The organism is Meridianimarinicoccus sp. MJW13, assembly GCF_014901205.1.
Taxonomy (GTDB): Bacteria; Pseudomonadota; Alphaproteobacteria; order Rhodobacterales; family Rhodobacteraceae; genus Meridianimarinicoccus.
This window is the reverse complement of record NZ_JACNMU010000014.1, coordinates 1-10,937: the sequence shown is the minus strand read 5'-3', so window position 1 is coordinate 10,937 and position 10,937 is coordinate 1. Positions and strand designations below refer to the sequence as shown.

The following is a 10,937-nucleotide window of genomic DNA, read 5'->3' as shown; positions in this document are numbered from 1 at the left end:
AGAAAGGCTCAAGACGCGCCATTTGCACGTCAGTCAGCCAGAAAAGATCAGACATGTTCACCGCTCGTTTTTGAGCCGTGAATCACGCCAGCAAACGGAAATCAATGGGTCCTGACCCTAGTCGCAGTCAGAGCAGTTCCGCTTCATCTACCGCCGTGAGAGAAATACATCGTTGTGCCTACACTGAGCGTTTGCGACGTGGTTCTTCAGTCTCGCCCAGCCCTTCCAGTGCCAGAGGCGCCGTACCTGGGAACTCGACCATCAGCTTGAGCTCCCCGCCCATCGCTCGGACGTAGCTTGTCAGCGTCGAGAGCAAAAGGTCGCTCTGGCGTTCGTACTTCGCGACGGTGGCCTGCTGCACGCCTAGGGTTTCCGCCAGCTGAACCTGGGTCAATTTCTTGGCCTTCCGCAGCTCCTGCAGCGTCAGGTACTCGGCGTGCAGCCGATCCGCCTCGGCCTCGATCGTTACGCGGCGGGCGGGGTCGAGGGTCGCCAGCTTGTCCTTCAGGCTCCGGGCCATCGTCGTCATCCTTTCCGTCTCTCCAGGTGGCGGTCGAACCGGTCGTCCGCCCGGGCGATCAGCGACTTGTAGAAGCGCTTCTCGCTGCCACCCGACTTGTCCCCGCCGACGAGCACGATCGCCTGTCGGTCGGGGTCGAATGCGAAGGCGATGCGCCAGACACCATCGGCGGCATTGCAGCGCAGCTCCTTCATGTTGGCATGCTTCGACCCGGTCAGGGTGTCCGCATGGGGTCGCCCGAGCATGGGGCCTTCCCGCTCGAGCAAAAGCGCCCGGGCGAGGATCGCGTCCTGCACCTCTTGTGGCAGGGCATCGAATTCCGGCTCAAATTCCTCGACAAAGGATACGGTCCACGGCATCGGGCAAATACTACCTTGAAGCTATATAGCCTTGAAGAACTAATTTTGCAAGAACGGGCTGCGGGGCGAGGATCAGTCTGCACCTTTGAGCAGCCGCTGTGCCTTTTCCGCCGCTCGAGCGAGGCTGGAAATCCGCGCCCCTGGGGCATCCGTCGCTCGCTGGAACTCGGCGAACGCCTCGGGAGGGAGCGTCGAGGTTTCGCCTTCATCCAGCTTCAGTTTCTCGGTCTTTGTCATGACTGCCTCCATTGTGTTCTTCTTGGTCGTTTCAGACTTGGCGAGGAATGCGGTGTATCACGTTTCGCCACCCCGCGCTTCCCCCCTTCCCGGCGCGCCCCCATCCCGCGACAACAGCTTCATCCCGGACGCCGCCAGCACCTTCTGGCGCGCGGCGCGGGTGTAGCGCGAGGCTTCCTTCATGGTCGTCCAGCCAAAGATCGCCATCAACTGCCGCTCGGTCGCCCCGTTCTCGGCTGCCAGCGCCGCGCCGGCCTTGCGCAGACCGTGGGCAGAGCAGTGCTTCAGCCCGGCCGTGTCGCATTGCTTGCGGAACCAGTTGCCGAAGCCGTTCGAGGTGAAGGGCTTGCCGAAGGCCGTGACGAGGAAGGCGAGGTTGCCGGTGGGCGTCGCGTCGAGCACCGCCTTCAACTCGGGCAGGACCGGGATGGAGAGGGTGACGGGCTTGCGGTCACGGTTCTTGGCCTGGGTCAGGGTGATCCAGCCGTCCTTGATGTGCTGCGGCCCGAGCCGGACGATGTCCGACCGCCGCTGCCCGGTATAGAGCATGAGCGCCAGCGCCAGCCGCGGCTTGCTGCCGATCGGGTGATGGTCCTCGAACCGCCGGACCTCCTCCATCGTCCAGGAATGGAAACCGTCGCCCCTGGCCTTGAGGTAGGGCACGTCGCGGGCCGGGTTGCGCTGCGCCAGCTCGTATTCGACCGCGAAGGCATAGACCTGCCGCAGCGCCTTGACGAAGCCGTTGGCGGCCTCGGGCCTGTCGGCCATCTCGTCACGCATGCGGCGGACGTGGCGGGGTTCCATCATCGCGTAGGGCTTCGACCCGTTCTTCTCGCAGATCCGGTCGAGGATGCCGCGCCGGACATACTTGGTGCGGCCACTCAGGCGCTGGTACTCGGCCGAGACGTAGTACGCCTCGCAGAGCCACTTGAAGCTGCCCTTCGATCCGCGCCGCTCGAGCGGTCCGGTCGGCGCGCGGGGCGTCGCGCCCATCATGGCGGCGCGGTATTCGGCGAGGAAGTCCTCCGTTCCCGGCTGGCTCCTCAGCCGCACCTTCAGGTGCCCGGGCCGCCGCAGGTAGACGCGCACGTTCCCGTGCCGGTCGGTGTCCTCGATGACGTGCTTCAGGCGGATGCTGCCCGAGCCGTCTCTCATCCTGAATGTGGGCATGGCACGCGCTGCCTTTCATCAGCCGTCAGTCGTCCCAGGGATTGTGGTCGGAGTGATCCCCATCAGGGATCAGCTCGAAGGCCCGGTCAAGTTTTTTCCGATCCCAGACGGTGCGGGCATTGATCCGCTTGGGCGGCGGCATGCGCCGGTCGCGGACCAGGTGATCGAACAGCGTGGGCGAGACCCCGATATAGGCCGCCGCCTCAGTCCGCGAGAGACCGCGGGGCGCGAGCGTCGGTGGCAGGATGGCGGGGCGCTTGGGCATGGGGCGATCGGTCTGAGTTTCGTGTGCCCGGAGGATGCCGGAAAGGGAGAGAGGAACGAAGCCGAGAACAGGCGGGGTAGGCTTGTGGCGAGGAAAGACAGGCGGGCGGCGGGTGTGGCGTTTCGGGGCGCTGTGCCGGGTGTGCTGGCGTAGTCGCGTTTTCTCGTGGATTCGGCGTCGTGCCGCGCTGAAAATAACTTCAGGTCAGTGGGTTGGTTCTATTGATGCTTCCATGCCCGTGTGACTGCGGCGGATATTCTTTCTGAACAACAGCAATTTGAGGTGGCCGTGCGGCACCTCTTTTATCTCGCGCTCCCATTGTTGGGCGCGAGATGCGGACTTCCCCTGCTCAGCGCTGTCGGAGTTCGAACGAACAAGCCCAGAAGTGCAGATATCCGCACTGTGCACACCAGTGGTCTGAAAAGACTACAAAATTTCCTAAAACCTGCACACGACCGTTCAGCATGCACGCGAAAACGTCAGTCACGTTAGTGACTTGCGGCATTCGTGGCAGACGCTTTTATCTTGCCCTTTTCCGTTCCTCACCCCGGACCGTTCTGATCGATCTCCCCATAAGTGCGATGCGGCACGCTACCATCCGCTATACGACGCCACACTTCCAGCAGTTGTACAGCGCGAGACAGAGCATTTCATGAGCGATTCTGCTGCTCTATTTCTGGTCAGAGATGAGCACAATTTCGCGATTTCAATTGGCGGTGGACCGACCGGAAATGATCCGAGGGCGAGCGCCGGACAACAGTCTTCCCTGCAAACAGTGTGCTTCTTGTCTGCCGAGATGCTGCACCCGGCCTGCATCTGCGCTGCAAGCCGGGTGCAATTCGGCGGGAAATGCCGATCCGTCTCTCACCAGCTATGAGACGTTCAACAAGGCCTTGCAAATGCTGGAAATCATGCGTTGATTCAACCTATGGGGACAGTAACGCGTGGCGAACTTGAAACGAGAGAAGTCGATGCGACGCCATATGCGGCGTCGCTCATCGAAGGTCATCGCGACTTTGGCTACAGCCTCGAGACAGCTCTCGCCGACATCATCGACAACGCCATTACTGCCTGCGCGCAAACAGTAGAACTGATCGCCGACACCGTCGCGGACGAGCCGTGGATCGCGTTGGCCGATGACGGTTCAGGCATGACGGAGACCGAACTGGTCGAAGCCATGCGTCTCGGTTCGAAGAATCCGACCGATGAACGCGAGGCCGAAGACCTCGGTCGGTTCGGTCTCGGCCTGAAAAGTGCCAGCTTCTCGCAGTGTCGAAGTCTGACGGTTCTGACGCGGCAAGTTGGTCGAACCTCTTGTGCCCGCTGGGACTTGGATCGCGTCGCGAAACGGAACGACTGGAGCCTCGAACTCATCGACAACCCCGAACTCGTGACGGGCCATGACCTCCTTCCGGAGACCGGAACGGTTGTCATCTGGGAGAAACTCGATCGCTTGAGCGGCGGTTATACACATGATCGTGCGAGGCGGGCGGAACATATGAACTCGGAGTTGTCTCGCGCAGAACATCATCTGCGATTGGTGTTTCATCGCTTTCTGGAGGGCTCAAAGCCGCGTCTGAAACTGTCGCTGAACGGTCGCCCGCTGAAGCCCATCGACCCCATGGCAACGACACACGCCGCAACGCAGAAGGACCCGGAAGAAGTGCTTCGCCTGCGTCAGGGTGACGTTCTGATAAGGTGCCACACGCTGCCCCATCACAAGCGGATGAGCCGGGAAGAGTGGGAAGAAATTGGCGGGCCGGAGGGCCATCTGAAGTCCCAGGGCCTCTACGTCTATCGCGAGAAACGTCTCATCATCGCGGGCGGATGGCTGGGTCTTGCACGCCAGACCGAACTCACGAAACTCTGCCGTATCGCAGTTGATATCCCGAACACGATGGATGCGGAGTGGAAGATCGACGTCAAGAAAGCCTCGGCACAGCTTCCGCCGGTGGTGCGTGAGCGCCTCAAAAAGGTCGTCGAGCGGTTTGTCGGAACGTCCAAGCGCACCTATCGCAGCCGGGGCCAGAAACTGGTCGATGAAACCCGCTTCCCGATCTGGAATCGGGTGCAGAAGGATGGTCAGATCGTCTTTCGCCCCAACCTCGAGCACCCTGTCTTCCGAACCTACGCCGATCAGTTGCCGGAAGACCTGCGAGAGGGTTTCGAGCGCTGCCTGCGCATTGTCGGTTCAGGTCTACCGATCGAGACGCTGCACGCTGAACTTGTGGGGAATGCAGAAGCGGTCACGGCTGACGAGACATCAGCAAACGACCTCGAAGAGCTGGTCTACTCCCTCGCGGTGACCCTGATGGAGAACGGTGTGCCGTCCGACGCTTTGTCGGACACGCTGCAGAGCAACCCGTTCTTGCGTGTGCGGTGGGAAGCCGCCGCGCCGATTCTGGAAGGTTTCTTGAGGACACGGATTTCATGAATGAAACAATTGAGACAGTGAAGAACATGGTCGAAAGCGGCCTGTTCAATCAAGCGCGGAAGACGGAAGACGAGCTTCGCAATATGATCCGAGGCGTCGCTGCTTTGATTCCGCCGGGCCTCAGTGAAGAGGAGATCGAGCTAATTGCGCGCGAGATCGAGCACAAGCAGGGGATCAAGGCTGGGCTTGGTGCGGTGGTCGACAGCGAGGATTTCGAACCCTGGCTGGATGACGCAAAGCCGTCGATCGAACCTTTCTATTGGAACCGCTACCAGAAGTTGCTCCTGCAAAATGGCCTTCCGAAGGATGTCGTGATTTCAACGGACGCGGTCACGGACAAGATCCTCGGTCGGCTGGGCAACCCCGAGAAGCATGTACCGTGGGATCGGCGCGGCATGGTGGTTGGCCACGTTCAAAGCGGAAAGACCGCCAACTATACCGGCCTGATCTGCAAGGCTGCAGATGCAGGGTACAGGCTGATCATCGTCATTGCGGGTATTCACAACAACCTTCGAAACCAGACTCAGGCCCGGATCGACGAGGGGTTCATCGGCCGCGATACCGGAAAGTCCCAAGAAACGAAGAAGAGCGGGGCAAAACACATCGTGGGCGTCGGCCATTTCGACCCGAACAAGACGCCAGTCAGCCTTACCAACACGCTGCGGGATTTCAACAAGGCCACAGCTTCCACCAACACGAGCGAGATCGACTCCTACAAGGTGCCTGTCGTCCTGGTGATCAAGAAGAACCACCGCACGCTTGCCAACCTACTCGACTGGTTGAAGGACAACAGCGCGCGTGGCGATCAGGAGATGATCGACCAGCCGATGCTCCTGATTGATGACGAAGCTGACAACGCATCGATCAATACGAAGTATGGCAAGAAGCTTGTCACGACGATCAATGGGCAGATTCGCGACCTGCTGAATATGTTCCACCGGAGTTGTTACGTCGGGTACACGGCGACGCCATTCGCCAACATCTTCATCGACCCAGATCAGGACGACGAGATGTACAATGAAGACCTCTTTCCGAGGGATTTCATCATAGGCCTTGACGCGCCCACCAACTACTTCGGCCCGACCAAGATCTTCGTGGATGGACTGCCGGAGGAAGGCGATCCAACTTGGCTTCGTTACATCACCGACAACGAGGACATTCTGCCCATCAAGCACAAGATCGATCATGAGCTCGATGCGCTGCCGTCGTCGCTCACGCGGGCATTGCGCACCTTTCTGCTCGCGAGGACCATCAGGAACTTGCGCGGGCAGAAGGCGGCCCATTGCTCGATGCTTGTAAACGCGAGCCGTTTTACCGCTGTTCAGGGCCGCCTGCGAAATCGCCTTCACGAAACGCTCGAGCGGATCCAGAATTCAGTTCGCATAAATGCGAGTCGGGGCGCGGCCGCATTGAATGATCCGGAGATTGCCGCACTCCATGGCGTCTGGCAGGACGAATACTCCGACTCTGAATTCGATTGGCCCTCCATCCAGTCCGAACTCCTTGATGCAATCGCCTCTGCCAAGATCGTGGAGGTAAACAGCCGGGCCAATGACTTGGACTATTCGAACTCAGGAGAAAGGGGCCAGACTGTCGTCGCTGTTGGTGGGTTCTCGTTGTCGCGTGGGCTGACGCTGGAGGGCCTGACGGTCACTTGGTTCCTGCGCAACACAATGATGTACGATACGCTCATGCAGATGGGGCGATGGTTCGGCTACCGGGGCGGCTATGAGGACCTTTGCCGCATTTGGATGCCTAAGGAAGCAATCGACTGGTACGCGTTCATCGCAAACGCTGCTGAGGAACTTCATGACGAGTTGAAAACAATGGAAAAGGCCAAGGCAACGCCACGCATGTTTGGCTTGGCCGTACGGAGCCATCCGGCTTCGCTGCTCGTGACTGCGCGCAATAAAATGGGTTCCGGCCAGAAAGTTACCATGCGTATCGGGCTGTCTAACAGGTTTGTTGAAACTGCAAAAGTCAGTGTCCTCGAGAAGGACATAATCGCAAATATTGAAGTAGCGAAGAGACTTGTTGAGCATGTTGTTTCTGGGGCGTTTCCAGACAAAACTACTCCTTGGGGGAAGCTGATTAGGGACGTGCCAGTCAGCGCAATAGATGAGTTCTTGGCGGGCTGGCGCAATGAGGAGAGAAGCGTAACAACGGACCCAAGAATCGTTCGAAGCTACATCCGTCCAAGACGAGCAGACCAACTGAGACTATGGGACGTCCTTATCCCAAGTCTCGATGGCGATGGTACGACGGATATTCTCGGGACTCCGATTGTCCCGGCAAACCGTTCGATTGACCTAAATGACCTTGCTCACGATTTCATGTCATTTAGCGGCAAGGCCATGAGAGTTGCATCGCGCGGTATTGAAAAGGCTGGCGTTGATCCAACACGTGCAGCAGAAGTGGAACAGAACTATCGCCAAAAGAAAGGCTTGGCAGTCGGCGAAAGAGCAAACTTTCCTGACAAGGAATACCGAAAAGTTAGAGAGCGTGGCCTATTGATATTACACTTCGTTAAAGCAAAGCGTCCGTCAGAAGAAACACTGGATGAGAAATCTCGCAAATTGGCGGCTAAGATTCCTTCTCAGCCTGTAGTTGCCTGGGGAATGAGCCTGCCGGAATCTCTCTACGATGATGAGGGCGAAGAGTTCGTTGTCAACTCTGTAAAATTCAAAGAACTCTTCGGTGAAGAAGATGAAGACGATGATCAGGAGGCAGCTCTTGAAGCCTCGTGATCCTTGGGAAAGACTCGACCCGGACGAAGCAAAGCGGGTCGATGTAGAGGGCCGTTTCGATTTCTTCTGGGTTGTGCTGGACGCCGGCATGCCCGGCCTGATGTTGAGGCTGCCTAGCTTGCCGCAACCACTACCACGTCTGCCGAAATTGAAGAACCTTGTAGCCTCCTTCCGCCCTCTTTCAGGTGGGTCGGCATTCGTTCTAGGTCTCAAGGAAAGAAGTCAGGTCGAGATATTCGAAACCCTTTGCCGGGATGTGGTCGAGGCCGGGGAAGCAGGTGCGGATAGAGACGAAGCGCTCTCGAGAGCGCTTCAACGCACGCGGCGCTGGTATCACATTCTGCGTGGCGGAAAGACCAATGGTTTATCCGTTGAAGAGCAGCGGGGGCTGGTCGGCGAGTTGGCCTTCCTTAGGGACCTTGTTTCGGCTTTCGGACCTGACACTTCAATCGAGGCGTGGACCGGTCCGACCGGTTCCGCCAAGGATTTCGAACTCATCGGCAGCTGTGTCGAAGTGAAGGCAAGACGGGTGGCGGCAAAGCCGTTCGTGGCCATTTCTTCGGAAGACCAACTTGCTGATGTCGAAGGGAGCCGCCTGTGCCTGCGTGTGGTCAACGTGGCGTCGGCCGTCCTGCCGGAAGGTCAGAGCCTGCATGATCACGTGCGAATGACGGCCGAGATGTTCGAAGAAGACGGCTCGGCCTTCGAAGCGTGGGAGGAGACTCTCTATTCGACAGGATATGATCCCGAGAACGATTACGACGACAGGCGATGGCTTCTTGGCGCTGGGACCGACTACGAGGTTACAGAGGGTTTCCCACGGATTTCCGCGCCGCTTGCACCAGGCGTGGAGAATGTCCGGTATTCGATCGCTCTCGATGCCTGCGAGCCGTTCAAACTGGAAGGTGATCTGATCGACGTGATCCGGAATGGGCTTGAGAATGAGTGATCTCGAAGAATTCCATCATGAACTCATCGCCGATATCCAAGGCGATGCTGACGTCCTCGGACTTGTGACGGTTGAGGCGTTTTTCGAGAAGGTGGGCGATCTGCTGACCGAAGCCGGTGAGTTGGACGGAGCTAACCGGGCTTACTTCGAGGGCGGCGGCGCCAGCAACCCCATGCGGATCGACGGTTACGGCGGCGACCCAAGAGATGGCGACGGCGTCTTGAGCCTTGTGTTGTGCGACTTCGAGCTTTCCGAAGATGTGCGTGTTCAGAACAAGGATCAGATTCAGCGCCTGCTTCAGCGGTTATACAGATTCGTTGTTTCAAGCCTAAAGACCGATTTCCGAGAGCAGCTGGAGGAGACAAGTGCCGGGTTCGGCGTGGCCGATCTCATCGCCACGACTTGGAAGGATGTCGAGAAGGTCAAACTCATCATCGTGACCAACGCTGACTTTCGCGCCCGTGCCGATGCGGCAAACGTGAAAGATCTTGATGGCAGACCTGTCACCCTCAGTGTTTGGGACCTGAAGCGCCTGAAGCAATACATGGAGCAGGGGCAGGCGCGGGCGAACCTGATCATCGATTTCGACAGGGATTTCGGCGGGGGCGTTCCCCTTCTTGCAGCCTCCGGAAGCGACAGCGCGCTCGAAAGCTACCTAGCGGTCGTTCCCGGAAAGCAGCTGGCGGCCATCTACGACAAGTGGGGACCGCGCCTGCTCGAGGCCAACGTGAGAAGCTTTCTTCAGGCGCGCGGCAAGGTGAACCAAGGCATTCGCAACACGATCCGCGATGAGCCGCACATGTTCTTTTCCTACAACAACGGCCTCAGTGCGACGGCCGACGCGATCGAGGTGGAACAGACCGATATCGGGCTCCAGCTGGTGCGGGCTGACAATCTGCAGATCGTCAATGGCGGTCAAACGACGGCTTCACTGCACGCCGCACGCAAGGCCTTCGCCGAGCAGTTGGAACGTGTTCACGTCCAAATGAAGCTGACGATCGTGCCGCGCGAAAAATCCGAACTCGTGGTCCCACGAATCTCGGAATACGCGAATAGCCAGAACAAGGTGAACGCAGCGGACTTCTTCGCCAACCATCCCTTCCACATCAGGACGGAAGAGTTGTCGCGCAAGGTCCTTGCGCGGGGAGAGGACGGGTATCGGGACACCAAATGGTTCTACGAGCGCGCGAGGGGACAATATGCCGACGAACGTGGTCGAAGGACCATTGCTGAGCGCAAGAAGTTCGATGCCGAATTTCCGCGTTCCCAGTTCCTCACGAAGACCGACCTTGCCAAGTTCGAGAACACTTGGGCCTGCCTACCGCATATCGTGAGCCTCGGCGCGCAGAAGAACTTCGCGGAATTCGCCAAGCACATCGGCAAGCGGTGGGGCACTGAAGGCGCGGCGTTCGATGAGCTTTGGTTCAGGCGTATGATAGCAAAGACCATCATATTCCGGACCACCGAAAAATTGGTCTCGGGCGCGGAATGGTACGAAGGTGGCTACCGTGCCAACATCGTGACCTACGCGATTGCTAAGCTCGTTCATGATGCAGAGGAACGGGAGATGGTCGTCGATCTGGACGCCGTCTGGAGATACCAGGATGTCTCTCCCGACTTGAAGGCGGCCTTGTTGGTGGCAGCGGCAGAAGCGCAGGACGTGATCACTCACCCGCCGGAGGGCGTGCGCAACTTCAGCGAATGGGCCAAGAAACAGGCGTGTTGGAAGGGACTGGAAGATCGTGAGTTGAGCTATCCGGAGGAAGTCGATCGCGTTCTGATTTCACCGGACCTCGCCAATGAACGGGCGAGAGAGGCCCGCGCAGAAAAGGCTGTCGAAACCAGCGTCGAGGCTGAACTCGAAGTACACAGGCTTGGCGCCGCGTTTTGGGCAGAAGCACGAAACTGGGCACGGGAACGTGGGCTTCTGTCTCCGCGAGAGAATGGCGTTCTGGAAACCTGCGCTGCGATCCCAAGCAAGATGCCCTCGGACAAGCAATGCGCGATTGCCATGGGTGCGCTCAAGAAGCTTCAGGATGAAGGCTTTTCAACTGGCGTGAGTGCCGATGCAACTTGACGCGAACAGGAAGCTGTACAAGTTCAGTGGCCCAACCGAATACGCCCTCCAGAACCTAGCAGGTTGCTGAAATAGTCTCTTCTGGACAACGATTTGAGAACATGATTCCTCGTCCGCAGCAGAACTGTGGGGGTCAAGATGCGCGGGACGGATGAAACGAGTGGGTCGCTGTTCAGCTA

9 protein-coding genes are annotated in these 10,937 nt (G+C 58.6%); 4 read left to right on the top strand and 5 right to left on the bottom strand.

Annotation, left to right across the window (positions count from 1 at the left end; genetic code table 11):
• Window positions 1–178: 178 nt before the first annotated feature.
• The 5 genes from H8B03_RS18795 to H8B03_RS18775 form a co-directional block, all read right to left on the bottom strand.
• Window positions 179–529 carry a helix-turn-helix domain-containing protein gene (locus H8B03_RS18795; RefSeq protein ID WP_193143495.1) on the bottom strand — a complete coding sequence of 117 codons (351 nt, stop codon included), beginning with the start codon at window positions 527–529 and terminating at the stop codon, window positions 179–181.
• Complete coding sequence (locus H8B03_RS18790) at window positions 526–879, bottom strand: type II toxin-antitoxin system RelE/ParE family toxin (RefSeq protein WP_193143493.1); 354 nt, start codon at window positions 877–879, stop codon at window positions 526–528. The genes H8B03_RS18795 and H8B03_RS18790 overlap by 4 nt, the downstream gene beginning before the upstream one ends.
• Window positions 880–951: 72 nt before the next feature.
• Window positions 952–1,116, bottom strand: coding sequence for a hypothetical protein (locus H8B03_RS18785; RefSeq protein ID WP_193143491.1), 165 nt, complete (start codon window positions 1,114–1,116; stop codon window positions 952–954).
• 57 nt (window positions 1,117–1,173) lie between these two features.
• Window positions 1,174–2,286 (bottom strand): tyrosine-type recombinase/integrase, encoded by a 1,113-nt coding sequence (locus H8B03_RS18780; protein WP_193143489.1) that lies wholly within the window; start codon window positions 2,284–2,286, stop codon window positions 1,174–1,176.
• 25 nt (window positions 2,287–2,311) lie between these two features.
• Window positions 2,312–2,551 carry an AlpA family transcriptional regulator gene (locus H8B03_RS18775; protein WP_012177662.1) on the bottom strand — a complete coding sequence of 80 codons (240 nt, stop codon included), beginning with the start codon at window positions 2,549–2,551 and terminating at the stop codon, window positions 2,312–2,314.
• A 916-nt stretch (window positions 2,552–3,467) separates the two neighbouring features.
• Here H8B03_RS18775 and H8B03_RS18770 point away from each other — a divergent pair.
• From H8B03_RS18770 to H8B03_RS18755, 4 genes are read left to right on the top strand one after another with little or no spacing between them, the layout of a single operon-like run.
• On the top strand, window positions 3,468–4,985 hold the full coding sequence (locus tag H8B03_RS18770) for an ATP-binding protein (protein ID WP_226926151.1): 1,518 nt from the start codon (window positions 3,468–3,470) through the stop codon (window positions 4,983–4,985).
• Window positions 4,982–7,732: a Z1 domain-containing protein gene (locus H8B03_RS18765; RefSeq protein WP_193143486.1), complete on the top strand. Its 2,751-nt coding sequence runs from the start codon at window positions 4,982–4,984 to the stop codon at window positions 7,730–7,732. The genes H8B03_RS18770 and H8B03_RS18765 overlap by 4 nt, the downstream gene beginning before the upstream one ends.
• A complete protein-coding gene (locus H8B03_RS18760; RefSeq protein WP_226926149.1) occupies window positions 7,692–8,681 on the top strand; it encodes a PD-(D/E)XK motif protein in 990 nt (329 codons plus the stop codon). The genes H8B03_RS18765 and H8B03_RS18760 overlap by 41 nt, the downstream gene beginning before the upstream one ends.
• Window positions 8,674–10,758 (top strand): AIPR family protein, encoded by a 2,085-nt coding sequence (locus H8B03_RS18755; protein WP_193143484.1) that lies wholly within the window; start codon window positions 8,674–8,676, stop codon window positions 10,756–10,758. Before H8B03_RS18760 ends, H8B03_RS18755 begins: the two co-directional genes overlap by 8 nt.
• Window positions 10,759–10,937: the final 179 nt, after the last annotated feature.

Excerpts from the sequence above, each read along its gene's own strand:
- H8B03_RS18795 (WP_193143495.1), bottom strand. The coding sequence starts at position 529 with ATGACGACGATGGCCCGGAGCCTGAAGGACAAGCTGGCGACCCTCGAC.
- H8B03_RS18780 (WP_193143489.1), bottom strand. The coding sequence starts at position 2,286 with ATGCCCACATTCAGGATGAGAGACGGCTCGGGCAGCATCCGCCTGAAG.
- H8B03_RS18755 (WP_193143484.1), top strand. The coding sequence starts at position 8,674 with ATGAGTGATCTCGAAGAATTCCATCATGAACTCATCGCCGATATCCAA.
- H8B03_RS18765 (WP_193143486.1), top strand. The coding sequence starts at position 4,982 with ATGAATGAAACAATTGAGACAGTGAAGAACATGGTCGAAAGCGGCCTG.
- H8B03_RS18785 (WP_193143491.1), bottom strand. The coding sequence starts at position 1,116 with ATGACAAAGACCGAGAAACTGAAGCTGGATGAAGGCGAAACCTCGACG.
- H8B03_RS18760 (WP_226926149.1), top strand. The coding sequence starts at position 7,692 with ATGAAGACGATGATCAGGAGGCAGCTCTTGAAGCCTCGTGATCCTTGG.
- H8B03_RS18775 (WP_012177662.1), bottom strand. The coding sequence starts at position 2,551 with ATGCCCAAGCGCCCCGCCATCCTGCCACCGACGCTCGCGCCCCGCGGT.
- H8B03_RS18790 (WP_193143493.1), bottom strand. The coding sequence starts at position 879 with ATGCCGTGGACCGTATCCTTTGTCGAGGAATTTGAGCCGGAATTCGAT.